The 23970-nt window shown below is 66.6% G+C and carries 26 protein-coding genes and 1 tRNA gene; 18 read left to right on the forward strand and 9 right to left on the reverse strand.

Features of this window, described 5'->3' with window-relative positions:
- The first annotated feature begins 45 nt into the window (after nucleotides 1-45).
- From K2Y03_RS03530 to K2Y03_RS03545, 4 genes are read left to right on the forward strand one after another with little or no spacing between them, the layout of a single operon-like run.
- On the forward strand, nucleotides 46-2052 hold the full coding sequence (locus tag K2Y03_RS03530; protein WP_294088390.1) for a glycoside hydrolase family 97 protein: 2007 nt from the start codon (nucleotides 46-48) through the stop codon (nucleotides 2050-2052).
- The gene (locus K2Y03_RS03535; protein ID WP_294088318.1) at nucleotides 2049-2975 is read left to right on the forward strand and encodes an alpha/beta hydrolase-fold protein; all 927 of its coding nucleotides are present in this window, start codon (nucleotides 2049-2051) and stop codon (nucleotides 2973-2975) included. The genes K2Y03_RS03530 and K2Y03_RS03535 overlap by 4 nt, the downstream gene beginning before the upstream one ends.
- Entirely contained in the window at nucleotides 2972-4453 is a 1482-nt protein-coding gene (locus tag K2Y03_RS03540; protein WP_294088320.1) for a tryptophan halogenase family protein, read from the forward strand. The genes K2Y03_RS03535 and K2Y03_RS03540 overlap by 4 nt, the downstream gene beginning before the upstream one ends.
- 3 nt (nucleotides 4454-4456) lie before the next feature.
- A complete protein-coding gene (locus K2Y03_RS03545; RefSeq protein WP_294088322.1) occupies nucleotides 4457-5737 on the forward strand; it encodes a sugar MFS transporter in 1281 nt (426 codons plus the stop codon).
- Between the two features lie 48 nt (nucleotides 5738-5785).
- Here the strand turns inward: K2Y03_RS03545 and K2Y03_RS03550 are convergent, their stop codons facing one another.
- From K2Y03_RS03550 to K2Y03_RS03570, 5 genes are all read right to left on the reverse strand, one after another.
- Nucleotides 5786-6148 (reverse strand): hypothetical protein, encoded by a 363-nt coding sequence (locus K2Y03_RS03550; protein ID WP_294088323.1) that lies wholly within the window; start codon nucleotides 6146-6148, stop codon nucleotides 5786-5788.
- Nucleotides 6149-6151: 3 nt separating this feature from the next.
- Nucleotides 6152-6625: a hypothetical protein gene (locus K2Y03_RS03555; protein ID WP_294088325.1), complete on the reverse strand. Its 474-nt coding sequence runs from the start codon at nucleotides 6623-6625 to the stop codon at nucleotides 6152-6154.
- 191 nt (nucleotides 6626-6816) lie between these two features.
- Nucleotides 6817-7026: a hypothetical protein gene (locus tag K2Y03_RS03560; RefSeq protein WP_294088327.1), complete on the reverse strand. Its 210-nt coding sequence runs from the start codon at nucleotides 7024-7026 to the stop codon at nucleotides 6817-6819.
- A 9-nt stretch (nucleotides 7027-7035) separates the two neighbouring features.
- Complete coding sequence (locus K2Y03_RS03565) at nucleotides 7036-7179, reverse strand: hypothetical protein (RefSeq protein ID WP_294088330.1); 144 nt, start codon at nucleotides 7177-7179, stop codon at nucleotides 7036-7038.
- A gap of 213 nt (nucleotides 7180-7392) precedes the next feature.
- Nucleotides 7393-7468, reverse strand: a tRNA-Ala gene (locus K2Y03_RS03570).
- A gap of 157 nt (nucleotides 7469-7625) precedes the next feature.
- Between K2Y03_RS03570 and K2Y03_RS03575 the strand changes: the two genes are divergently transcribed.
- Nucleotides 7626-8621, forward strand: a complete 996-nt coding sequence (locus tag K2Y03_RS03575; protein ID WP_294088332.1) for an NADP-dependent oxidoreductase — start codon at nucleotides 7626-7628, stop codon at nucleotides 8619-8621.
- Nucleotides 8622-8865: 244 nt separating this feature from the next.
- On the opposite strand, the gene K2Y03_RS03580 is transcribed toward K2Y03_RS03575, so the two are convergent.
- Nucleotides 8866-9789, reverse strand: a complete 924-nt coding sequence (locus K2Y03_RS03580; protein ID WP_294088334.1) for a neutral zinc metallopeptidase — start codon at nucleotides 9787-9789, stop codon at nucleotides 8866-8868.
- 129 nt (nucleotides 9790-9918) lie between these two features.
- On the opposite strand from K2Y03_RS03580, the gene K2Y03_RS03585 reads away from it, so the two are divergent.
- The 5 genes from K2Y03_RS03585 to K2Y03_RS03605 are packed head-to-tail and all read left to right on the forward strand — an operon-like array spanning nucleotide 9919 to nucleotide 13109.
- Complete coding sequence (locus K2Y03_RS03585) at nucleotides 9919-11088, forward strand: patatin-like phospholipase family protein (RefSeq protein ID WP_294088336.1); 1170 nt, start codon at nucleotides 9919-9921, stop codon at nucleotides 11086-11088.
- Nucleotides 11089-11092: 4 nt separating this feature from the next.
- Nucleotides 11093-11878 carry a 3-hydroxybutyrate dehydrogenase gene (locus tag K2Y03_RS03590; RefSeq protein WP_294088338.1) on the forward strand — a complete coding sequence of 262 codons (786 nt, stop codon included), beginning with the start codon at nucleotides 11093-11095 and terminating at the stop codon, nucleotides 11876-11878.
- Nucleotides 11856-12467, forward strand: a complete 612-nt coding sequence (locus K2Y03_RS03595) for a DUF4893 domain-containing protein (RefSeq protein WP_294088340.1) — start codon at nucleotides 11856-11858, stop codon at nucleotides 12465-12467. Before K2Y03_RS03590 ends, K2Y03_RS03595 begins: the two co-directional genes overlap by 23 nt.
- A 31-nt stretch (nucleotides 12468-12498) precedes the next feature.
- Nucleotides 12499-12726, forward strand: a complete 228-nt coding sequence (locus K2Y03_RS03600; protein ID WP_294088342.1) for an AbrB/MazE/SpoVT family DNA-binding domain-containing protein — start codon at nucleotides 12499-12501, stop codon at nucleotides 12724-12726.
- Complete coding sequence (locus tag K2Y03_RS03605; protein ID WP_294088344.1) at nucleotides 12723-13109, forward strand: type II toxin-antitoxin system death-on-curing family toxin; 387 nt, start codon at nucleotides 12723-12725, stop codon at nucleotides 13107-13109. The genes K2Y03_RS03600 and K2Y03_RS03605 overlap by 4 nt, the downstream gene beginning before the upstream one ends.
- A 75-nt stretch (nucleotides 13110-13184) precedes the next feature.
- Here the strand turns inward: K2Y03_RS03605 and aceA are convergent, their stop codons facing one another.
- The gene (gene aceA / locus K2Y03_RS03610) at nucleotides 13185-14468 is read right to left on the reverse strand and encodes an isocitrate lyase (RefSeq protein WP_294088345.1); all 1284 of its coding nucleotides are present in this window, start codon (nucleotides 14466-14468) and stop codon (nucleotides 13185-13187) included.
- Nucleotides 14469-14656: 188 nt separating this feature from the next.
- Here aceA and K2Y03_RS03615 point away from each other — a divergent pair, with 188 nt between their 5' ends.
- The 5 genes from K2Y03_RS03615 (at nucleotide 14657) to K2Y03_RS03635 (ending at nucleotide 20387) form a co-directional block, all read left to right on the forward strand.
- Nucleotides 14657-16039, forward strand: coding sequence for a short-chain fatty acyl-CoA regulator family protein (locus K2Y03_RS03615; RefSeq protein ID WP_294088346.1), 1383 nt, complete (start codon nucleotides 14657-14659; stop codon nucleotides 16037-16039).
- A gap of 116 nt (nucleotides 16040-16155) precedes the next feature.
- Nucleotides 16156-17568, forward strand: a complete 1413-nt coding sequence (locus tag K2Y03_RS03620; RefSeq protein ID WP_294088348.1) for a globin-coupled sensor protein — start codon at nucleotides 16156-16158, stop codon at nucleotides 17566-17568.
- A 175-nt stretch (nucleotides 17569-17743) separates the two neighbouring features.
- A complete protein-coding gene (locus K2Y03_RS03625; RefSeq protein WP_294088350.1) occupies nucleotides 17744-19216 on the forward strand; it encodes a globin-coupled sensor protein in 1473 nt (490 codons plus the stop codon).
- A 66-nt stretch (nucleotides 19217-19282) separates the two neighbouring features.
- The gene (locus K2Y03_RS03630; RefSeq protein WP_294088351.1) at nucleotides 19283-19723 is read left to right on the forward strand and encodes a PH domain-containing protein; all 441 of its coding nucleotides are present in this window, start codon (nucleotides 19283-19285) and stop codon (nucleotides 19721-19723) included.
- 301 nt (nucleotides 19724-20024) lie between these two features.
- Entirely contained in the window at nucleotides 20025-20387 is a 363-nt protein-coding gene (locus K2Y03_RS03635) for a tetratricopeptide repeat protein (RefSeq protein WP_294088352.1), read from the forward strand.
- A gap of 38 nt (nucleotides 20388-20425) precedes the next feature.
- Here K2Y03_RS03635 and K2Y03_RS03640 read toward each other — a convergent pair whose 3' ends face one another.
- Both K2Y03_RS03640 and K2Y03_RS03645 read right to left on the reverse strand, forming a co-directional pair.
- Nucleotides 20426-20611 carry a hypothetical protein gene (locus tag K2Y03_RS03640; RefSeq protein WP_294088353.1) on the reverse strand — a complete coding sequence of 62 codons (186 nt, stop codon included), beginning with the start codon at nucleotides 20609-20611 and terminating at the stop codon, nucleotides 20426-20428.
- Nucleotides 20608-20856 carry a hypothetical protein gene (locus K2Y03_RS03645; RefSeq protein WP_294088354.1) on the reverse strand — a complete coding sequence of 83 codons (249 nt, stop codon included), beginning with the start codon at nucleotides 20854-20856 and terminating at the stop codon, nucleotides 20608-20610. The genes K2Y03_RS03640 and K2Y03_RS03645 overlap by 4 nt, the downstream gene beginning before the upstream one ends.
- Nucleotides 20857-20976: 120 nt before the next feature.
- On the opposite strand from K2Y03_RS03645, the gene K2Y03_RS03650 reads away from it, so the two are divergent.
- From K2Y03_RS03650 to K2Y03_RS03660, 3 genes are read left to right on the forward strand one after another with little or no spacing between them, the layout of a single operon-like run.
- The gene (locus K2Y03_RS03650; protein ID WP_294088355.1) at nucleotides 20977-21936 is read left to right on the forward strand and encodes a metalloregulator ArsR/SmtB family transcription factor; all 960 of its coding nucleotides are present in this window, start codon (nucleotides 20977-20979) and stop codon (nucleotides 21934-21936) included.
- Nucleotides 21933-22871, forward strand: coding sequence for a methylenetetrahydrofolate reductase [NAD(P)H] (gene metF / locus K2Y03_RS03655; RefSeq protein ID WP_294088356.1), 939 nt, complete (start codon nucleotides 21933-21935; stop codon nucleotides 22869-22871). The genes K2Y03_RS03650 and metF overlap by 4 nt, the downstream gene beginning before the upstream one ends.
- Before the next feature lie 32 nt (nucleotides 22872-22903).
- Nucleotides 22904-23953 carry a homocysteine S-methyltransferase family protein gene (locus K2Y03_RS03660; RefSeq protein ID WP_294088365.1) on the forward strand — a complete coding sequence of 350 codons (1050 nt, stop codon included), beginning with the start codon at nucleotides 22904-22906 and terminating at the stop codon, nucleotides 23951-23953.
- The last annotated feature ends 17 nt before the right edge of the window (nucleotides 23954-23970 follow it).

Genomic DNA, 23970 nt, shown 5'->3' on the forward strand with positions numbered 1-23970 from the left:
GCGATCAACGGGGTGCGGTGGTTGGTCGCGGCGATCACCGCACTGATGCTGGGCACGCCGGCGCTGGCGGAGGATGTGGCCGTTGCCGCCGCCCAGTCGCCCGGCGGCGTGGTGGCAGTGGCGCTCTATATCGATGGCGACGGGCGGGTGAGCTACACCGTGTCGCGGCGCGGCACCGCCATTCTCGACAAGTCGCGGCTGGGCTTTTTGTTCACCGATCAGGCCAAGATCGAGCGCGACCAGATGTTCGTTGCCGCCACCATGCGCGACGAGGATGGCAGCTGGGAACAGCCCTGGGGCGAATGGCGCACCATCCGCAACCACTTCCGCGAACTGCGCGCGCGCTTTCAGGACAAGGGGGCGCCGGGCCGCCGCTATGATGTGGTGTTCCGCCTTTATGACGATGGCGTCGGCTTCCGCTATGAATTTCCCGAACAGGCCGCGCTTAAGACCGCGAACATTGCCGATGAGCTGACCGAATTCGCCTTTGCGCAGGATGGCACGGCATGGTGGAAGCCGGCATTCCTGTGGAACCGCGAGGAATATCTCTACAACAAGACGCCGCTGGCCGCCGTCGGCACCGCCGACACGCCGGTGACGATCCGGCTGGCGGACGGCACCCATGTCGCGCTGCACGAGGCGGCGCTGGTCGATTATTCGGGCATGGCGGTGGCGCGCACCGACGGCAATACGCTGCGCGCCACGCTGACGCCGGGCGCCGGGCGCCCCAAGGTGGTGCGCAGCGGCGCGTGGCACACGCCGTGGCGCACCCTGATCATCGCCGATGATGCGGCCGGGCTCTATATGAGCCACCTGATGCTCAACCTGAACGAACCCAACAAGCTGGGCGATGTGCGCTGGGTGAAGCCGGGCAAGTTCGTGGGCGTGTGGTGGAACATGATCAAGGGCGACTGGACCTGGGCGCGGGGCCCCCGCCACGGCGCCACCACCGCCAATGTGAAGCGCTATATCGACTTTGCCGCCGCCAACGGCATCGGCCAGGTGCTGGTGGAAGGCTGGAACATCGGCTGGGACGGGCAATGGTTCGGCAATGGCAACGACATGAATTTCGCCCAGCCGACCGAGGATTTCGACGCGAAAGCGCTCGCCGCCTATGCCAGGTCGAAGGGCGTGGCGCTGATCGGCCATCACGAAACCGGGGGCGCGGCCAGCCATTATGAGGCGCAGTTCGACGCCGCCTTCAAATTCGCCGCCGACCATGGCGAGCGGGTGGTGAAGACGGGCTATGTGACCGATGCCGGGCAGATCGAGCGTGTCGAGCCCGACGGCACCCGCCTGCGCGAATGGCATGAGGGGCAGTGGATGGCCAACCACCATGTCCGCGTGCTGGAGGCGGCCGCGCGCTATCATGTGGCGATCGACAGCCATGAGCCGATCAAGGGCACCGGGCTGCAGCGCACCTATCCCAACTGGGTGGCGCGCGAGGGGTCGCGGGGCATGGAATATAACGCCTGGGGCGGCAAGAACCCGCCCGAGCATGAGGCGAACCTGGTGTTCACGCGGATGCTGGAAGGGCCGATGGACTTCACCCCCGGCGTGCTGAGCCTGACCGGCCAGAATGACAGCGCGATCCAGTCGACCATCGCCAAGCAGCTGGCGCTTTACGTCGTGCTTTATTCGCCGGTGGTGATGGCGGCCGATACGCCGGAAAACTACGCCCGCTATCCCGGCCCCTTCCGGTTCATCAGGGATGTCGTCACCGACTGGGCCGATACCCGCGTGCTGAACGGCGCGGTCGGCGATTATGTGACGATCGCCCGGCAGGACCGGCACAGCGCCGACTGGTATCTGGGCGCGGTGACCGACGAGGAAGCGCGCACCCTGTCGGTGAAGCTCGATTTCCTGACCCCCGGCGTCACCTATACCGCGCAAATCTATCGCGATGCGCCCGATGCCGATTACCGCACCGACAAGCGCCACGCGATCATCATCGAAAGCCGCAAGGTGACGGCGGTCGACACGCTGTCGCTCGCGCTGGCGCCGGGCGGCGGGCAGGCGATCCGCTTCGTCGCGCCGGGCAAGCGCAAATGATCCGCGCGCTGCTGCTGCTGCTCGCGCTGCTGGGCGCGGCGCCCGCGCTGGCGAAAAAGCCGCCCGCCGCCGCCACCGGCAGCTTCGTCGATCTGCCGCGCGTCGCCTCCAAGAACCTGCCCGAGCCCGCGCATGTGACGATCTGGCTGCCGCCCGGCTATGCCCGGGGGCGGGATCGCTACCCCGTGCTCTACATGCATGACGGGCAGAACCTCTTCTTCCCCAAGCAGTCGGGCTATAACAAGGTGTGGGCGGCCGATAAGGCGATGGCCGCGCTGATCGCCGAGGGCGCGACCAGGGGCGCGATCATCGTCGGCATCTGGCACCAGAAGGCGCGCGCCGCGCAATATTTTCCGCAGGCGCTCTATGCGTCGCTGCCGGCGGCGGCGCAGGCAGAGGCGGACCGCTTCATCGCGCGGCCGCTCTATTCGGACGGGTATCTGCGCTTCCTGGCAACCGAGCTGAAGCCGATGATCGACCGGCGTTATCGCACGCTGAAAGACCGGGAGCACACATTCGTCGCCGGCTCCAGCATGGGCGGGCTGATCTCGCTCTATGCGCTCGCCGCCTATCCGCAGACCTTTGGCGCGGCGGCGTGCCTGTCCACCCATTGGCCGCTGGCCGACCCCAGCCGCGTGAATGCCATGCAGGCCGGCGTGCTGGGCGCGTGGGACATTTTCCTGCGCGACCGGCTAGGGCCGCCGGCCGGCCGGCGCGTCTGGTTCGACCATGGCGACCAGACGCTCGACAGCTTCTATGGCCCCTGGCAGGTGGAGGTGGACCGGCGGATGATCGCCAATGGCTGGCAGCCGGGCCGCGATTTCGAAACCAAAAGCTATGTCGGTGCCGCGCATGAGGAAAATGCCTGGGCGGAGCGCTTTCCCGAGGTGCTGCGCTGGCTGCTGACGGAGCCGGCGGCGTGATCCGCATCGTCATTCTGGGCGGCGGCACGGCCGGCTGGATGGCGGCAAATCTGTTCGCGCGGGCCTGGTCGCCAGACCGCGCACAGGTGACGGTGATCGAAAGCCCCGACATCGGCATCATCGGCGTGGGCGAGGGATCGACCCCGCAGCTCAAGGCCTTTTTCGACCGGCTGGGCATTGCCGAGCGCGAGTGGATGCCGGCGTGCAACGCCACCTACAAGACCGGCATCGCCTTTCACGGCTGGTCGGAACGGCCCGGCTGCGACAGCTATTTCCACCCTTTCCCCAGCATGCTGGATGTGCACACCAACGACGCCTTTTTCAGCCATGCCGCCGCGCGCCGGGGCGGGGTGGATCTGGCCGCGCGGCCCGACCAATTCTATCTGCCCGCGCGCCTGGCCGCCGCGCAGCGCGGGCCGCACGCCGCGCCCGATTTCCCGTTCGAGGTGAGCTATGGCTATCATTTCGATGCCTATGGCGTGGGCAATTTCCTGCGCGCGCATGCGGTGGCGAACGGGGTGCAGCATCTGCCGCTGAAAGTGGTCGAGGTGGTGCTCGCCGCCGATGGCCAGGTGAGCGCCCTGAGGACCGAGGATGGCGCGCTGGTGAGTGGCGACCTGTTCGTCGATTCCAGCGGCTTTCGCAGCGTCATCGCGCAGGCGGCGCTGGGCGTGCCGTTCCTGCCCTTTGCCGACAATCTGTTCAACGACTCAGCCGTTGTGATGCCCACGCCGCGCCAGGGCGAGGCAATCAACGCGCACACCAAAGCGACCGCGCTGTCGGCCGGCTGGGTGTGGGACATTCCGCTGACCGGGCGGACCGGCAATGGCTATGTCTATTCCTCGCGCTATCTGAGCGCGGACCAGGCGGAGGCGGAGCTGCGCGCGCATCTGGGGCTGGGCGACGATCCGCAGGCGCGCCACCTGACGATGAAGGTCGGCCGCGTGGCGCAAAGCTGGGCCGCCAATTGCCTGACCGTGGGGCTGGCGCAGGGCTTTATCGAGCCGCTGGAGGCAACCGCGCTCCACATTGTGCAGGCAACGGTGGAGGGGTTCATCGACGCGTTCGAGCGCGGCGGCTTCACGCCCCGCTACCGCGACGAGTTCAACGCGCGGATCAATGCCCGTTATGAGGGGATACGCGACTATATCGTCTGCCATTACCGGGTGAACCAGCGCAGCGACAGCGATTACTGGCGCGACAATGCCGCCAACCCGGCCCTGTCGGACACGCTGAAGGCGCTGCTCCATTGCTGGTATTCGGGTGGCGACCTGGTCGAGGCGGTCGACCGGCTGGGCATTGGCGGCTATTATTCCGCGATCAGCTGGCATTGCCTGCTCGCCGGCTATGGCACCTTCCCGCCCGAGCTGCGCGCCGTGACCGGCGGGCACGACATGGCCCGCATCGACCATTTCCTGAACATCTGCGCGACCCATTTCGCGCCGCACCATCACCAGCTCGCCGCCTTGCAAGGATAGACCATGGCCCTCGCCCCCGCTGCTGCCAATGCCCCCGCCGACCAGGGCGTGAACGCGCCCGACCTGCAGATGTTCGTCTTCGCGCTGTTCTTCACCTTTGGCGGCATCACCAGCCTGAACGACGTCATCATCCCGAAGCTCAAGGAGCTGTTCACGCTCAACAATTTCGAAGCGTCGCTGGTGCAGGTGTGGTTCTTCGTCGCCTATGCCGTGGTCGGCATTCCGGGCGCCAAGCTGGTCAAGCGCATCGGCTATATGCGCGGCGCGGTCGCCGGGCTGGTGACGATGATCGCCGGCTGCCTGTTGTTCATCCCGGCGAGCCAGACGGCGACGTTCAGCGTGTTCCTGCTTGCCTATTTCGTGCTGGCGAGCGGCGTGGTGCTGGTGCAGGTCGTCGCCAACCCGCTGATCAGCCTGCTCGGCCCGCCGCGCACCGCGCCCAGCCGGCTCACCTTTGCGCAGGCGTTCAATTCGCTCGGTACGACGATCTTTCCCTATTTCGGCGCGATCCTGATCCTCGGCAGCCTGGCCAAGGTGAGCGCCGGGCAATTGTCGGGCGCCGAGCTCGATGCCTATCGCACTGCCGAGACGCAGGCGATCGTGACGGGCTATCTCGGCATTGCGGCGGCGCTCGCGGCGGTTGCGCTCGCCGTCTGGCTGTTCCGCAACCGCGTGCAGGGCGAGCAGCACGAGGCATCGAGCCTGGCGCAGGGGCTCGCCCTCCTCAGGCGGCCGCGCTTTGGCCTGGGCGCGCTGTGCATCTTCCTCTATGTCGGTGCCGAAGTCGCGGTGGGCAGCTTTCTGGTCGGCAACCTGATGCTGGCCGACTCACTGGGCGCCACGCAGCAGCACGCGGGCAAGCTCATCCCGATCTACTGGGGGCTGGCGATGCTCGGCCGCTTTGCCGGATCGGCGGTGCTGCGCGTGGTCAGCCCGGCGATGGTGCTCGCCTTCAACGCGCTGGGCGCAGGCGCGCTGATCATCGTCTCGATCGCGACGACCGGCGCGGTTTCGGGCTATGCGCTGCTGGGCGTGGGGCTGATGAATTCGATCATGTTCCCGGTCATCTTCACGCTCGCCAGCGAAGGGCTGGGCCGGCGCGCGGCGGACGGATCGGGGATCATCAACGTGGCGATTGTCGGCGGGGCGGTGGTGCCGGCGCTTTATGGCTGGCTGGCCGATCAGTCGGGCCTGCGCGCCGCGCTCATCCTGCCGATTGCCTGCTACGCGGTGATCGCGGCCTACGGGCTTTACGCGCGTCGTCCGGTCTCGGCGCTCGCCTGATCGTCCGGCACGGCGGTGGTGGAGCTGAGCGGAGCTGCTCCTGTATTTTCAATGCGTTAGGTGGCTGCCGGATGCCAAACCGGCCCCAGTGTTTCCAGAAGGCGGACAATCCGATATCCCCTCGACACTTCCGACGTGATCCTGAAATCCCCCAAGAGCGGGGACCAATCCCGCCCTTCCGTAGGCGTCCATGATCTCCCGTCCGGGAAGGGTGGTTCCGAGCAGCAGGTGCAGATAGCGCGCGGCGGTGATCTTGATGTCCGCGTGCCCGAGCCAGTCCCGGATGCCGAGAAGGTCCTCGGTGTGGCTGGAGGTCGCGCAGGACATGCGCTTTCGGACCAGCCCGTCCCCGCTGGGGACCTGCACATCCATGTAATAGACACCCGAGCCCGGCTTCTTGTAGAGCCGCATGGTTCAATCCTCCTCGGTTGATTGGTGGGGGTGCCGTCCAGTGGGACGGAACCCCTCCAGCAGCGCGGAGATGACCGCGCGGCCTTCGCTGGTCAGCCGCAGGTACTTCCGGCGCTGGTCCCTGCGATCGGTCTCTCGGTAGAGCCAGCCGAGGGCCGCTTGGCGCGACCCCTCGCTGACCTCGTGCTCCTCCAGGAAGACCTTGTACGTCGAGTGGAGAGATCGGTTGATGATCGGCCCGACGGCCTCCTTGATCTCGGTGTAGGTCTCCGGCTTGCCAGCCATGTCGGCGGCCGCTGCCGCCAGAAAGAACACGGCTTGGGGCAGCGTCATGCGGTCACTCGCGTTCTCCGCCAACACCAGGATCGCCGAAGATAAGTCGTGCAAGCCGCGCACGCGCCTGTAGAGCGCGTTCGCGCTGTCCGGCGGTCTCGCCGCTTCCATACCTTGGCTCGCCTCCATCGCACGTTCTCCCATTTCCGCCCCTCCTCCCGATACCGGTCCAGTCTCCTCGGGAATAGACTGCCTATTCATCGTTCAGATACCCTCCTATCCGAGATAGTCTCTCCACACAATACACCTGCTAACCGGAACTACCCGGCAGACGGAACATAACAGTTCCGTAACTTTGTAGGAAAGTTGTTTCCCCGCCCAGTCGCCTCGAAAAACTACTGCCTCTTGACAGGCTCTCGCCGAGCCGCGGCGATCGCGTGGAGCAGCGCCCGAGACCGCGCGGCGGCGGCGAGCATCTGGCCCCCACGCTCCTCGGAGGGGGCGGTGGGGGCGCCGCTTTCCATGCGCGAGGCGTGGAAAGCCAGGGCGTTCTCGATCGCGGCAAGCTGCCCTTCCGAGAGCAGCAGGGTAAACATCTGGTCCATGCCAGCTCCTTAACCGATCGTCAGCCCATCCACCAGGATGCCGTCGATAATCAGCGAGGCGCAGCGATGATCGACCGCCTCGGTGGCCCTGCGGTGCGCCTCATTGATCCGCCGGGCGCGGGCGGTGAGGATGGGAACAGCTAAAGCGTTCATCTGCTTCTCCCGATGTAATGCACTGAAGGGATCACCCCCGCCACGAGTGCCGGCTAATCGGCCTCGTCAACTCACAGCTTGGCACCACGATCCGCCAAACGGAAATACAGTGCCCCAAGAGTGCAGCCTACGGCCCACTACGGGAGTGACAGCGGCACCCCTAAGAGTGCCAAGAAAAAACCAAAGATTTTCTGGGGGTTTATCCGGTTTCGGTGGTGGAGCTGAGGGGAATCGAACCCCTGACCTCTGCAGTGCGATTGCAGCGCTCTCCCATCTGAGCTACAGCCCCGCTACCGGAAGCGACGCCATTAGCGGCAGTTGCAGGCCGATGCAACATCCCCGCCGCCTGCCACGCTTCATTGCCGGTGCCCATTGCCGCGCGTGCAGTTTCGCGTTGCAATCGCCCCGTTTTGCCGCAACTGTGCGGCCAAATTCAAAAGGAGAGTATGGTCGTGCCCCAAGCCTGGACCCTTAAAACCCGTCCCTTCGGTACGCCGACGCATGACAATTTCGAGCTGGTCGACGTGCTCGGCGGCGCGCTTGAGCCCGGCCAGGTGCGCATCGCCAATCGCTGGCTGTCGGTCGACCCCTATATGCGCGGCCGGATGAACGACGTGAAAAGCTATACCCCGCCCTTCGCGCTGGGTGAGCCGATGCAGGGCGGCGCGGTTGGCGAAGTGGTGGAAAGCACCGATCCGTCGGTCTCGGTCGGCGATCTGGTGATGCACATGGCCGGCTGGCGTGACGAGGCGGTGGTGCCGGCCGGGCATGTGCAGAAGCTGCCCGATCTGCCGGTGGAGCCGCAGGCCTATCTCGGCCAGCTCGGCATGCCGGGGATGACCGCCTATTTCGGGCTGCTCGACGTCGCCGCCGCCAAGGAAGGCGACACCGTGTTCGTTTCGGCCGCCGCCGGTGCGGTCGGCTCGACCGTGGTGCAGATCGCCAAGGCCAAGGGGATGACGGTGATCGGCTCGGCCGGCGGCGCCGACAAATGCGCCTGGGTCAAGTCGCTCGGCGCGGACGCGGTGATCGACTACAAGGCCGAAGGCTCGCTGGTGAAGGCGCTGGCGGCCGCCGCGCCGAAGGGGATCGACGTCTATTTCGACAATGTCGGCGCCGATCATTTCGACGCCGCGCTGGCGGTGGCCAATGAGCGCGCGCGCTTTGCGATCTGCGGCATGATCGACATCTATAATGACGGCAAGCCGACCGAGCTGCGCTATCTGGCGCGGGTGATCGGCGCGCGCCTGTCGATCAAGGGTTTCATCGTCAGCGACTATATGGCGCGGGCCGGCGAATTCTATCGCGACATGGCCGGCTGGCTGCAGAGCGGCCAGCTGGTGCGCGAGGAAACCGTGTTCGACGGGCTGGCGGCCATGCCCGACGCGTTCCTCGGCCTGTTCAGCGGCAGCAACAAGGGCAAGATGCTCGTCCGGGTGTGACGCGGGCCGGGCGGCAGGCCGTGGTCAAGTAAGGATTGCCGCCGAACCAAGCCCCTCCCCTTCAGGGGAGGGGGTGGGGTGGGGCCTGTCAACCAACGTCGCGCCTTTCAGACAGGCCCCTCCTCCCAACCTCCTCCCCTGAAGGGGAGGAGGAGTGCCTTCCTGCCCCGTTGTTACAGGGCGCGCGCCGAATTGGCCCCGTTCCGGCCGCGCTCATCATCGAGCGCCATCCGGCTGGGGAACATCACTGATCGATGCTGCCCGAAAACGTGTCGCATCTGGCGGGGTCGCCGGTTTCCAGGCCGCGCTTCAGCCATGCCATGCGTTCGGCGCTGGTGCCGTGGGTGAAGCTGTCGGGCACCACGCGCCCCTGCGCTTCCTTTTGCAGCGTGTCGTCGCCGATCGCCTGCGCCGCGCGCATGCCTTCCTCGATATCGCCGGGGTCGAGCCGGGCGCGGTTCTGCGCGCCCCAGACGCCGGCATAGCAATCCGCCTGCAACTCCAGCCGCACTGACAGCTGGTTGCCCTGCACGCGGCCCACCCGCTGCATCTCGCGCTGCACCCGCGCGGAGGTGCCGAGCAGGTTCTGGATATGGTGGCCGAATTCATGCGCGATCACGTAATTGCGGGCAAAGTCGCCGCCCGCGCCGAACCGCGTCGACAGTTCGTTGAAGAAGCTGGTGTCTAGATAGATGCCCTGATCGGCCGGGCAGTAGAACGGCCCCATCGCCGCCTGCGCCTCGCCACAGCCGGAGCGCCCCTCACCGCCATAGAATTGCAGCATCGGCGGGTCGTATTGCGCGCCGGCTTGCGCGAACAGCGCGCGCCAGGTGCGGTTGGCCGAGCTGAACGCGTCGCACGCTTCCTTGCTGGCGGCATCGACGCGGCAGGCCGTGGCGGCGGCACCCGTGCCGGCCGCCGGGGGCGCGCCGATCCGCCCGGGCGCCACGCTACCTGGCCCCATCAGCCCCTGCAGCCCGCCGCCGAAGAAGAACAGCACCGCCAGCAGCACTGCCACCCCGCCACAGCCAAAGCGGCTCATCACCAGCGGCAACAGGCTGAAGATCAGCCCGCCGCCGCCGCCGCCCAGCGAAAAGCCGCCGCCGCCAAAGCTCTGGCCGCGCTGGTCGCCCACTTCGATATTGTCGTCGAAATCGTCGAGCCGCATGGGTCATCTCGCGCTTGATGCCCGTCTTTCTTGGGCCAAGCGGCGGGACGAGGCAAGCCTGCGCCGCCGTCATCGATCTGCCATCAAACGGGCGTTGCTTGCCAGTGCTTTAGGGCGCATGAAGCCGCCATGGCCGATCAAGACTCATTGCCCCGGCGTCGCCGGGCGAAGGCGATGCCGCTGCCGGAGCAGGTCGCGCTGGTGCTGCAGGGCGGCGGCGCGCTGGGCAGCTATCAGGCCGGCGTGATCGAGGGGCTGGCCGAGGCCGGCATCGATGTCGACTGGGTCGCCGGCATTTCGATCGGCGCGATCAACGCCGCGATCGTCGCCGGCAACCCGCCCGAGCGGCGCGTGGAGCGGCTGCACCAATTCTGGGACAAGGTGACCAGCGCGCTGCCCGCCTATCTGATGTTTCCCGATGAACAGCTGCGCGCGCTCGCGCATCAATGGTCGGCGGGCTATGTGCTGATGGCCGGGGTGCCCGGCTTTTTCGAGCCGCGCGGCTGGCCGCCGCAATTTGCACCACCGGGCAGCGAGGCCGCGCTCAGCTATTATGACACGCGGCCGCTGCGCGAGACGCTGGACGCGCTGATTGACTGGGACCGGGTGAATGACGGCCCGGTCCGCCTGTCGGTGGGTGCGGTCAATCTGGAAAGCGGCAATTTCCGCTATTTCGACACCACCACCGACCGGATCGACGCGCGCCACATCATGGCATCGGGTGCGTTGCCGCCGGGCCTGCCACCCGTTGATATCGATGGCTGCCTGTGGTGGGACGGCGGGCTGGTGTCGAACACGCCCTTGAGCCATGTGCTGGAAAACCAGACCCATGCGATGCTGGCGTTTCAGGTCGATCTGTTCCCCGCCGCGGCCAAGCGCCCGCGCACGATGGCCGATGTCGAGGCGCGGGTGAAGGAAATCCGTTTCTCCAGCCGCACCCGGCTGGTGTCCGACCAGGCGATCCATGCGCGGCAGGAGCATGAAGCGGTACGCAAGCTGCTCGCCAAGCTGCCGCCCGAGCTGCGCCATCACGCCTATGTCGACCGGCTGGCCGAAATGGTGGAGGACAAGCCGCTCAACATCGTCCAGCTCATTCACCGGGCCAAAAGCTGGGAGAGCGACGCGCGCGACTATGAATTTTCCGCGATGACGATGCGCGAGCACTGGGCCGCCGGCTATCAGGCGATCGAGGCCGCGATGGCCAATGCCGAGGTGCTGGCCCAGAATATCCTGACCGGGGCCAGCGCTGCCTTCGACATCTGCAGCCACAACCCGGATCATCCCGGCTGCAAGGAGTAAGTGCATGTTCCTGAAAGGCAAGGCAGCGATCGTTACCGGCTCGACCTCCGGCATCGGGCTTGAAGTGGCCAAGGCGCTGGCGGGCGCCGGCGCGAGCGTGATGATCAACGGCTTTGGCGATGCCGCCGCGATCGAGGCGGAGCGCGCCAATCTGGCCACGATCAGCGGCGCCGGCGCGCTTTATGACGCGGCCGACATGAGCAAGCCCGACCAGATTACGGCCATGGCGGCACGTGCGGCGGCCGAATTCGGCTCGGTCGACATCATCGTCAACAATGCCGGCATCCAGCATGTCAGCCCGATCGAGGAGTTTCCGCCCGAAAAGTTCGAGGCGATCATGGCGATCAACCTGGCCGCGCCCTGGTATCTGTGCCGCGCGGCGGTGCCGGGGATGAAGGCGCGCAACTGGGGGCGAATCATCTCCACCGCGTCCGCCCATTCGCTGGTCGCCAGCCCCAACAAGTCGGCCTATGTGATGGCCAAGCACGGCATCGCCGGGATGACCAAGACGCTGGCGCTGGAAACCGCGACCTTTGGCATCACAGTCAACGCGATCAGCCCGGGCTATGTGTGGACGCCGCTGGTCGAGCAGCAGATCCCCGACACGATGAAGACGCGCAACATGACGCGCGACCAGGTGATCAACGACGTGCTCCTCCACGCCCAGCCGACCAAGCAGTTCGTGACGGCGGGGCAGGTCGCCTCGCTCGCGCTCTATCTATGCGGAGACGATGCCGCCCAGATCACCGGCGCCAATCTGACGATCGATGGCGGCTGGACGGCGGCTTAGGCGCGCGGCACTCGCGCTGCTGATCGCGGCGCCGCTGGTCGCCGCGCAGGAGCCGACCCGCTGGGAGCAGGTGATCACCCCCGCAGACCGCGAGCGACTGCGCGGCAGCCGCGACGCCTGGATTGCCGGGCTCGACCGCGCCCGCCGCGCCGCCCCGGCGGCGATTGCCGAGGGCGGCGAGCTGTTCGACCCCGACCATGCCTATTCCGACGGCGCGATGCCGCCGGCCGGCGACTATCGCTGCCGCGTGTTCAAGCTGGGCGCGAAAGGCACGGCGATGGCCGACTTTACCGCCTATCCCGACTTTGCCTGCCGGCTGGAGGCGAGGGGCGTCCTGCGCGACTTCGAGAAGCTGGGCGGGCAGCAGCGCCCGGTCGGCCGGCTCTATCCGCGCGATGCGGCGCGGGCGATCTTCCTCGGCACGCTGGCGCTGGAGAGCGAGGAAAAGGCCACCCGCTATGGCCGCGACGCTCGGCGCGACCTGGTCGGGTTCATCGAACGGATCGGCGAGGCGCGCTGGCGGCTGGTGCTGCCGCGCCCGGGGTTCGAATCGATCATCGACGTGATCGAGCTGGTGCCCGTGAATTGAGCACGCCACCCCGTTCTGTTATAACAGGCGTATGAACAAGCCGCTCAAGCTGATCCGCATCGGCAATTCGACCGGTGTCATCCTGCCCCGCGAAGTCCTGGCGCATCTGAAGGTCGCACAAGGGGAGGAGTTGAGCGTCACCAGCACCGCCGGCGGGATCGAACTGCGGCGGTGCGAGGCGGATTTCGAGGAACAGATGCGCGTTGCGCGCGAGGTGATGGCGCGCCGTCGCGCGGCCCTGCATGAACTGGCCAAGTGAGCGACTGGATTTGGGTCGGGATCGAGGTCGCGCTCGCCGCGCATGAGGAGCAGGTGGCCGAACATGGCGGCGCGCGGGGCCTTCGCGACCGGGCCATGCTTGAAAGCGCGATGGCGCGTCCGGCCAATCTGGTGGCCTATGGCGCGCCCGACATTGCCGACCTTGCCGCCGCCTATGCCTTTGGCATTGCCCGCAACCATCCCTTTGTCGACGGCAACAAGCGGATCGCGGCGGTGGTGAGCGAAACCTTCCTGATGCTCAACGGCTACCGGCTCACCTGCGGCGATGCGGAACTCGTCGTGGCGTTTCTGGGTCTGGCCGCCGGCGATTTCACCCCGGACGATCTTGCCGCCTGGTTTCGTGGCCATATCGTGCCGCGCTGAGCAGCGGCTGGCCACAAAGGAAATGCCCGCCGGCAGCGTGCAGCCGGCGGGCATCCTTTCCTCCCCAGGAAAAGCTTAGGCGGCGACCGTTTCCTTGGTGAACTGGGCCGCTTCGGTCGATTCGGCGAGCGCAGTGGTCGAGCTTTCGCCGCCCGACACGGCCTGCGCGATCAGGTCGAAATAGCCGGTGCCCACTTCGCGCTGGTGGCGCGTCGCGGTGTAGCCGTTCACTTCGGCGGCGAATTCGGCCTGCTGCAGTTCCGAATAGGCCGCCATGCCGCGATCCTTGTAGCCGCGCGCCAGTTCGAACATGCCGAAGTTCAGCTGGTGGAAGCCGGCCAGCGTGACGAACTGGAACTTGTACCCCATCGCGCCGATTTCGCGCTGGAACTTGGCGATGGTGTCCTTGTCCAGATTCTTTTCCCAGTTGAAGCTGGGCGAGCAGTTATACGCCAGCATCTTGTTGGGATATTCCTTCTTGATCGCCTCGGCAAAGCGGCGCGCATCGTCCAGATTGGGGTGGCTGGTTTCCCACCACAGCAGATCGGCATGCTCGGCAAAAGCAAGGCCGCGCTTGATGCAATGGTCGACACCGGTGCCGTCCTTCAGGCGATAAAAGCCCTCGGGTGTGCGCTCGCCGGTCAGGAATTCATGGTCGCGCTCGTCAATGTCGCTGGTGATCAGCTTGGCGCTTTCGGCATCGGTGCGCGCGCAGATGATGGTCGGCACGCCGCAAATGTCGGCGGCGAGACGCGCCGCGTCCAGATTGCGGATATGCGCCTGGGTGGGGATCAGCACCTTGCCGCCCAGATGGCCGCACTTCTTCTCGCTGGCCAGTTGATCCTCATAATGCACGCCGGCGGCACCGGCGGCGATATACGCCTTCATGATCTCAAAGCAGTTGAGCGGGCCGCCAAAGCCGGCCTCGGCATCGGCGACGATCGGCGCGAACCAGTCGCGGCTGGCGCCGCCTTCCGAATGCTCGATCTGGTCGGCGCGTTGCAGCGTGTTGTTGATCCGCCGCGCGAGTTCCGGCCCGGCATTGGCCGGATAGAGCGACTGGTCAGGATACATGGCGCCGGCGGTGTTGGCGTCGGCGGCCACCTGCCAGCCCGACAGATAAATGGCCTTCAGCCCGGCGCGCACCATCTGCATCGCCTGATTGCCGCTGAGCGCGCCGAGCGCGTTGATATAATCCTCGTTCTTCAGCAGTTCCCACAGCTTGTTGGCGCCCTTGCGCGCCAGCGTATGCTCGATGGCGAGCGACCCGCGCAGCTTGGCGACATCTTCCGGCGTATAGGGGCGGGTGATGCCATCGAACCGACCGGCGGGGGCGGGGACCAGATCTTCAAACGTCATTTGTATATCCTTTACAAAACTGCGCTGGGGAGTGTGGCCGGCATCTGGCAGGGATTTGACCGTCAGGCGAGCGCAAGCCGCGGGCAAAAGCGTTGCCTTGTGCGCCAGAAGATGGTTGATTGTGGTAAAGTTGTAATATATTTACAAGTCGTAGGTCGTCGGGCAGCGGCCCATCGAGCGGAACGGGAATGGCCGACCAGAAACTCTTTGCCGGCCATGCGGTGCGGCGCTTGCGGCGCCAGCTGGGGCTGACCCAGGCAGCGATGGCCGAACAGCTGGCGGTGTCGCCCAGCTATCTGAACCTCGTTGAACGCAACCAGCGCCCGGTTTCGGCCAGCCTGTTGCTGGGCCTTGCCGAACGGTTCGATTTCGACCCGCGCGCGCTGGCGGCGGCCGAGCCCGGCGGCGGCGAAGCGGCCATGCGCCGGCGGCTGGCCGATCCGCTGTTTGCCGATCTGGCCATCGACCGGGGCGAACTGGCCGACTGGCTGAGCGCGGCGCCGGGCGGGGCGGAGGCGTTCGCCCGCGCCTATGACCGGCTGGGCACCGGCGCCGGGGCCGATGCCGCACCCGACCCGGTGGCGCAGGTCCGCCGCGAGATCGAGCGGTGGCGCGGCCATTTCCCCGATCTGGATGCCGCAGCAGAAGCGCTGGCCGACGAGTTGCGGCTCGTCTCGGGCGATCTGTACGGCGCCGTCGGCGACCGGCTGCGCGCGAAGCATCAATTGTCGCTGCGGCTGCTGCCGGTGGAGGTGATGCCCGACATGCTGCGCCGGCTAGACCTCCACGCGCGCCAGCTGCAACTGTCCGAACTGCTCGACCCGGCCTCACGCGCCTTTGCCGCCGCGCAGCAGCTGGGGCAGATCGAGGCGCGGGCGGAGATCGACGCGCTGGCCAAGGGCGCGGCCTTCGACAATCGCGCCGCCGAACGTCTCTACCGGCGACACCTGGCCGGCTATTTCGCGGCCGCCGTGATGATGCCCTATGCCCGCTTCCTGCGCGCATGCGAGGCGACCGGCTATGACATTGAGCTGCTCCAGCGGCGCTTCGGCGCGGGGTTTGAGCAGGTTGCACACCGGCTGACCACGCTGCAGCGCGTCGGCGCGCGTGGGCTGCCCTTCTTCATGCTGCGGATCGACCGGGCAGGGCAGACCTCCAAGCGGTTTTCGGGCGCGAGCGGCGCGGCGCTGGCCGAAACCGACGCGCGCTGCCCGCTCTGGGCGCTGCACCGGGCGTTCGATCGGCCGGGCGCGCTGGTGGTGCAGCTGGTGGCGCTGGAGGATGGCAGCCGCTGGCTGACGCTGGCGCGCACCGTCACGCCGCAGGGGCGACGTTATGGCGCGACCAGTGCCGAATTCGCGATCGGCATCGGCGTCGCTGCCGATCTGGCCGCGCCGCTTGCCGCCGCGCGCGGCATCGATCTCGCAGGGGAGGCTGTGCCGGTCGGCCTTGGCTGCCGTCAGTGCCTGCGCGCGGCCTGCCCGCAACGCTCCGCACCGCCGGCCGGTCGCGCGCTGATCGTGAGCGAGGAGAACCGAGGGATATCCCCTATTGACTTCGTAGATTTCTGAGGTGCGGAACCCGGTTTCATCAATGCGTTCTTAACCGTGACACCGTTATCCACCCGATATATCCAAATCGGGGGCAAACGATGTCTGAGTCTCAAGGCTTTAATTTTCAAGAGAAATTGGCTTTCTTCCGCCTTGACGGCAGCCAGGGCGCTGCGCTGAAATCACTGTCAGGCGCCATCAAGCGATTCGGCCCGGTCGCGCTCGACAAATTTTATGCGACGGTCAAGCAGACGCCGAAGCTCAACAGCTATTTCGCCTCGCACGCGATGATGGACCACGCCAAGGGCAAGCAGCTTGACCATTGGGTCGGCCTGTTCAGCGGTACCCCCGACGACACCTATGCCCGCCGCGCCGAAAATATCGGCAACGTCCATGCCCGGATCGGCCTGCCGCCCAGCTTCTACATCGGCGGCTATGCGATGATGATGGAAACGGTGATCAGCCGGGTGATGCGGTCGTCGCCGTTCGGCTGGTTTACCCGCGGCACCGAACGGCGGGTCACCTCGCTGGTCAAGGCGGCGATGCTCGACATGGATCTGGCGCTCGACTCCTATTTCGCCGCCGAACAGGCGCAGCGCGAAAAGGTGATCGCCGAGCTCAGCAACGTGCTCGACCGGCTGGCCAATGGCGACTTCACGGCCAAGCTGCCGCCACTGCCCAAGGGCTATGCGCAGCTGGTTGCCGATTTCGAATCGATGCGTGAGCGTGTGCGCGAAACGCTGGCCCAGGTCGCCGACTGCGCTGACGGCATCGACAGCGGCTCGGCCGAGATCAGCGCTGCCTCGGGCGATCTGGCCCGCCGCACCGAAGCGCAGGCCGCCTCGATCGAGCAGACCGCCGGCACCGTCACCACCATTACCGCGGCTGTTCAGGAAGCCGCGCGCGACGCTGCCAATGTCAGCAGCTATGTCGCCGAAGCACAGCAGGATGCACGCGAAGGCGAGCGCGTCGTGACGCAGACCGTCGCCGCGATGAGCGCGATTGCCGATGTTTCGCGCGAGATCGGCCAGATTGTCGGCCTGATCGACGGCATTGCCTTCCAGACGAACTTGCTGGCGCTGAACGCCGGCGTCGAAGCGGCGCGGGCGGGCGAAGCGGGTCGCGGCTTTGCCGTGGTCGCCGCCGAAGTCCGTGCGCTCGCCCAGCGCTCGGCCGAAGCCGCCAACGAGATCAAGGCGCTCATTTCGCGCAGCGGCGACCAGGTGTCGTCCGGGGTGCAGCTGGTCGGCGAGACGGGCGAAGTGATCAAGCGCACGCTGAACCGCATCGACGAGATCAGCAAGCTGGTCGGCGACATTTCCACCGCCGTGGTCGAGCAGGCGAGCAACCTGAAGACCGTCGACAAGGCCGTGACCGGCATGGACCAGACGACCCAGCAGAATGCGGCGATGGTGGAAGAATCAGACGCGGCCGCCCGCACGCTGAAGAGCCAGGCGGAACAGCTGTCGCTGCTGGTGCGCTATTTCACCCTGGGCAGCGGTGGCACCGGCGTTGCCGTGCAGGCGCCGCGTTATGCCCGTGCAGCCTGACCGATCAAGAATTTGTTAAGTATTGCGGGCGGGTGGACTGGTTCCACCCGCCCTTTTTTTGCCCGATCTTCTACGTGTCATTACTGATTGACGGTTGAAAGTGTCACCATTGCAATAAGCTGTTAACTGCGCACTCAATAACTCTGGCCTCCGGACGCTTTTGACTGGGGGATTTATGTCGGAACGGGTGCAGATCGGCTTTGCCGAGAAAGTGGCGCTCTTTGGGCTGGATGAGAAGGGCAGCCGCGCCTTTCCGGCGATTGCACGGGTCATCCGTCGCGCCGGGCCGGGGGCACTGGCGCGCTTTTATACTGTGATCGAAGGCAATGCGACGATGCGCGGCTTCTTCAAGACGCCGCAGTCGATGGCGCATGCCCGCGCCAAGCAGCTGGAACATTGGCTGCAGCTGTTCTCGCGCACGCCGGACCAGGCCTATGCCGAACGCGCGCAGAAGATCGGCGTGATCCATGGCCGCATCGGCCTGCCGCCCAGCTTCTACATGAGCGGCTATGCGCTGGTGCTGGAAACGGTGATCACCCGGATGATGCGCGGCTCCGTTTTCGGGCTGTTCGGCTTTGGCCTGGCGCGGCGGGTGACGACGCTGGTCAAGGCGGCGCTGCTCGACATGGACATTGCACTTGGCCATCTGATCGAGGCGCAGCAGGTGGAGCGCGATCAGGTGATCGCCCGGCTGAGCGGCGCGCTGGAGGCGCTGGCAGGCGGTGACTTCACCGCCGCGCTCGACGATCTGCCGCCCGGCTATGAAGTGCTGTCGCGCGATTTCGAGGCAATGCGCTGCCGTGTGCGCGACACGCTGACGCAGGTGGCGGACGCGGCGCATGGCATCAAGACCGGGTCGTCGGAAATGAGCGCGGCCTCGGCCGATCTCGCCCAGCGCACCGAGGAGCAGGCGGCAACGCTTGGCCAGACCGCGCAGAGCCTGTCCGAAGTGACCGGTGCGGTTCGTAGCACGGCGCGCGATGCGACCAACGCCCGCGAATTTGTCGGTGCCGCCGAAGCCGATGCGCAGGAAGGCGACCGCGTCGTCACCGCCACGGTGGCGACGATGGACCGCATTGCCGACTTCTCCAACCGGATCGGGCAGATTGTCGGCCTGATCGACGGCATTGCCTTCCAGACCAATTTGCTGGCGCTGAATGCCGGGGTCGAGGCAGCGCGCGCCGGTGATGCGGGCCGCGGCTTTGCGGTGGTGGCGGCCGAAGTGCGCGCGCTCGCCCAGCGTTCGGCGGAAGCGGCGAGCGAGATCAAGACGCTGATCACCGACAGCCGCCAGGAGGTGTCGGCCGGGGTCAGCCAGGTCGGCGCGACCGGCGAGGTGCTGAAGCGCACCCTGTCGCGGATCGCCGAAATCGGCCGGCTGGTGCGCGAGATTTCGGCCTCGGTCGAAAGCCAGGCGGCAAGCCTTCAGCAGATCGATGGCGCCGTCACCGGCATGGACCAGATGACGCAGCAAAATGCCGCCATGGTGGAAGAATCGGATGCGGCCGCCCGGATGCTTGCCTCGCAGTCGGAACATCTGGCCGAACTGGTCGGCTTCTTCGACCTGGGCGAGGCGCCGGCGGCGCCGGCGACAGGGCCGGTGCTGGCGGTCGACAACCCCCGGCGGGTGGCGCGCGGCCGGCGCTGATCGGCCGGCTTGGCGCCGGCTTCGCCATCAGGCTATGCTCCCCCGGTGCCCCAGGGGAGCATTGCCATGGAACAGTCGATTGCCAAATTCCGCCCCAGCACCTGGCGCTGGTTGCTGGGCACGCTTGCCGGCTGGGGCACGTTGCTACTGTGCCTGGTCGGCGTCGGGCTGGTGATCGTGGCGGTGATGTGGTTCCGCAACATCGCCACGCATTATGAACTGACCGACCAGCGGCTGATCATCCGTTCGGGCATTTTCGCCAAGCGGATCGACGAGATCGAGCTGTTCCGCGTGAAGGACACGCTGGTCAACTATTCGCTCGTCAACCAGCTGACCGGCATCGGCGCGATCACCATCCGCTCAAGCGACGCGACCACCGGCGGGCATGATCTGGTGCTACGCGACATCCCCCAGGCGCTGCATCTGCGCGAGGAAATGCGCCGGCTGGTAGAGGCCGCGCGCCAGAAGCGGCGCGTGCGCGAACTCGACATCGATGTCGAGCAGTAACTGCGCGTGATTTTTGGAGTTGGTTTCAGCTGAGCTGAAACCAATACGGTACCAGCCCGCTCCCCCACCCGGCCTCCCAGCGGTAGTATCTTATGGGTGGCCGGGTGGGGGAGCGGGCCGGTGCCGCCTCAACCAAACCGAAAAAACTCCAAACAACTGAATTACCGAACAATTAACACCGCCGCGCCCGCCAGCGCGCGTCGGCACGGTCGCGCTTGACAAGCTGTCACGTTAGTGAAACAGGTAAGTCACAAAAGTGAAACAATGCCGGCTTGGCATTGGCTTTTGCCAACGAAAGGAGATGCGTACCATGTTCCGGATTTTGCTTGTCCTGGCCGCCCTCGGCTCTGCTGGAGCCGCCCGGGCGGAAACCGAGTATTACACTGGCTATAGCCAGATCATGCGCGGCGATTATGCCGCCGCACAATCGATGATCGAGAAAGAGCTGAAGGCAGGCCCGCGCGATGCCGACCTGCTGCTGAACCTTGCCTTCGTCTACACGCGCACCGGCCGGCGTGCCGAAGCGGCCGCGCTCTACCGGCAGGTGCTGGCGCTACCTGATGACGAAATGATGTCTAACGGCGGCACGGTGATGTCGCACGATCTTGCCGAGCGCGGCCTGAAGCGCCTGACGGTGCTGGCCGATTGCCGCTGCGGCCAATGAAGCTTTCCTGCCCGGTGCATGCCGGGCAGGCCACCCGATCAGCGCGCCTTCGCGGAATTGTCCGGGGGCTGCTGGCTGACGGCGTTCAGGCTGACGCTGTCTTCATCCAGCATATCCGCCGCGTCGTTCAGCTGGCGCGCCTCGCTGGGCGGCGCACCGCTTGCATCGGTGCCGCCGCTTGAGCAGCCGCTGAGCAGCAGCGCGGCCAGGATCAGCCGCTTCATTGGTCGGCCGCGCCATTGTCGGCGCTGTTGCCGCTTGCCTCGGCAATGCGGTTGGCGGCATCCATCTGGGCATTGGCATCCGCCCCCATCATCGCGTCGGCGCGGGCCACGTCTGCGGCGGCCTCGGCCCGGGTGGCGTTCATGTCGGCGGACAATGTGTCGGCCGCCTCGGCAGTTTCGTTGCGTGCCGACTGGCCGCACGCCGCCACCGCCAGCGTCAGCGGGATCAGGATCAGTTTTCGCATTGCCAACCCCTTGGTTTGCCTTGTGACACAAGGCTAGCGCCGGGCCGCGCGCGGCGCAATCACGGCGCACGCGCGATCCGGCGTTGATTTGATATAAAGATATCTTTATATCGCTAATCCATGAGGATCGCGCTCGACATTTTCCGTGCCCTGGCCGACGCCACGCGCCTGCGCGTGCTGGCGCTGGTGCAGACGATGGAATTGTCGGTCGGCGAACTGGCACAGGTGCTGGGGCAGAGCCAGCCGCGCGTGTCGCGCCATGTGAAGATCCTGTGCGATGCCGGGCTTGCCGAGCGACGCAAGGAGGGGAGCTGGGTGTTCGTCGCGCTGGGCGACCCCGAGCTGGTCGATCCGGTGCTGGCCGCGCTCGATGCGTGGCGCGCGCGCGAGGGCGATCACTGGGCGATCGCGGACGCCGCCCGCCTGGCCGCCGTGCGCGCCGATCGCGCCGCTGCCGCCAATGCCTGGTTCGAAGCGCATGCCGACCAGTGGGACGCGATCCGCTCGCTCCACATCGCCGAGTGCGAGGTGGAGGCGGCAATGGCGGCACTGCTGGGCGATGCGCCGATCGGCCAGCTGATCGACATCGGCACCGGCACCGGCCGCATGCTGGAAGTGTTTGCGCCGCGTGCGCGCCATGCGCTGGGCATCGACCGGTCGTCGGAAATGCTGCGCCTGGCCCGCGCCAAGCTGGCCGAGCGGGGGCTGGCCAATGCCGAGCTTCGCCAGGCCGATCTTTATGCGCTGCCGATGGCCGATGCTGCGGCGGATGCAGCGATCCTGCACCATGTGCTCCATTTTGCGCAGCAGCCCGGCGCCGCGATTGCCGAGGCCGCGCGCGTGCTGGCGCCCGGTGGCCGGCTGCTGATTGCCGATTTTGCCCCGCATGAGCGCGAGGAACTGCGCGCGCGCGAAGGCCATACCCGGCTCGGCTTTTCCGACGAACAGGTGCAGGGCTGGTTCGACGCCGCCGGGCTGATGCCCGCCCGCACCGAAACGCTCGCCGGTGGCGAGCTTGCCGTCAAACTCTGGCTCGGCCGCAAGGCCGGGCACCCCCTGCACGAGGCCATAGCCGCATGACGCTGTCGATTACCGAACTTCAGGAAGCGCGCCGCGCGCTGGAGGCGCCGCTGTTCGCCGATCTGGCCGGCGATGCCCAGGTCAGCTTCGAATTCTTCCCGCCCAAGAGCGAAAAGATGGAAGAGCAATTGTGGGACGCGATCAAGACGCTGGAGCCGCTGGCGCCGCGCTTCGTGTCGGTCACTTACGGCGCGGGCGGCTCGACGCGCGAGCGCACCCACGCAACCGTTGCCCGCATCCAGCGCGAAACCGCGCTGCCGGCCGCCGCGCACCTGACCTGTGTGGAGGCAAGCCGCGCCGATATCCATGAGGTGGTCGATGCCTATTGGGCGGCCGGCGTGCGCCATATCGTCGCGCTGCGCGGCGATCCGCCGGTGGCGGGCGCAAAGTTCCAGCCCCATCCCGATGGCTATGCCAATGCCGCGGAACTGGTCGCCGGCCTGCGCGCGCGCCATCCGTTCGAGATTTCGGTCGCCGCCTATCCCGAGGCGCACCCCGATGCGGCGAGCCTCGCCGCCGATATCGACAATCTGAAGCGCAAGATCGACGCCGGCGCGACCCGGGCGATCAGCCAGTTCTTCTTCGCGCCCGAAACCTTCTTCCGTTTCCGCGACGCGGTGGCGGCGGCGGGCATCTCGGCCGAGATCGTGCCGGGCATCCTGCCGGTGTCGAACGTCGCGCAGACGCGCAAATTCGCCGCGATGTGCGGTGCGGCCATCCCGGCCTGGATGGACCGGCTGTTCGAAGGGCTGGACGATCACCCCGCCGCCCGCCAGCTGGTTGCCGCGACCATTGCCGCCGAGCTGTGCCGCCGGCTTTATGCGGGCGGCGTGCGCCATTTCCACTTCTACACGCTGAACCGCGCCGAGCTGAGCTTTGCGATCTGCCATCTGCTCGGCCTGCGCGCCCGCGCGGCCGTGAAGGCGGCTGCCTGAACGCCTCGGCCCCGATCCCGTTAGGAACGATGATGACCACTGCACGTGAACAACTGCTCGCCGCCGCGCGTGAGCGCATCCTGATTACCGACGGCGCGTTCGGCACCGAGATTCAGCGGCTGAAGCTGGAAGAGGCCGATTATGCCGGCACGCTGGGGCTGAAGCACGACCAGAAGGGCAATAACGACATTCTGGCGCTGACCAAGCCGGAAGTGCCGGAAGCCATTCACCGCGCCTATTTCGAAGCGGGGGCAGACATTGCGGAGACCAATACCTTCTCCGCCAACCGCATCAGCCAGGCTGACTATGGCGCGCAGAATCTGGTGCGCGAAATCAATCTGGCCTCCGCTGGCCTCGCGCGGCGCGTGGCCGATGAATTCACCGCGAAGGACGGTCGCCCCCGCTTCGTCGCCGGCGCGATCGGCCCGACCAACAAGACGCTGTCGCTGTCGCCCGACGTCAACGACCCCGGCTATCGCGAGATCGACTTCGATCATCTGAAGGACGTCTATCTGGAGCAGACGATGGCGCTGCTCGAAGGAGGCGCGGACTTCATCCTGATCGAAACCGTGTTCGACACGCTCAACGCCAAGGCCGGCATCATGGCTGCGATCGAGGCGGGCGATGTGCTGGGCCGCGACGTGCCGCTGATGCTGTCGATGACGCTGACCGATCTGTCGGGCCGCAATCTTTCCGGCCACACGGTGGAGGCGTTCTGGCACGCCGTGCGCCATGCGCGCCCGGTCACCATCGGCCTCAACTGCTCGTTCGGCGCGCAGCAGCTGCGCCCGCATGTGCGCACCCTGTCGGACATCGCCGAGACGCTGATCATGGTCTATCCCAATGCCGGCCTGCCCAACGAACTGGGCCAGTATGACGAACTGCCCGAGGAAACTGCCGCGCTGGTGCACGAATGGGCACAGGCCGGGCAGGTGAACATTCTGGGCGGCTGCTGCGGCTCGACGCCGGCGCACATCAAGGCGATTGCCGAGGCGGTGAAGCCGCTTTCGCCGCGCGCGCTGCCGGCGCTGCCGGTGGTCACGCGGCTGGCCGGGCTGGAGCCGATGACGATGGCGGCTTGACATAATCCTCCCCTGCA

The organism is Sphingomonas sp. (assembly GCF_019746015.1).
GTDB lineage: Bacteria > Pseudomonadota > Alphaproteobacteria > Sphingomonadales > Sphingomonadaceae > Sphingomonas.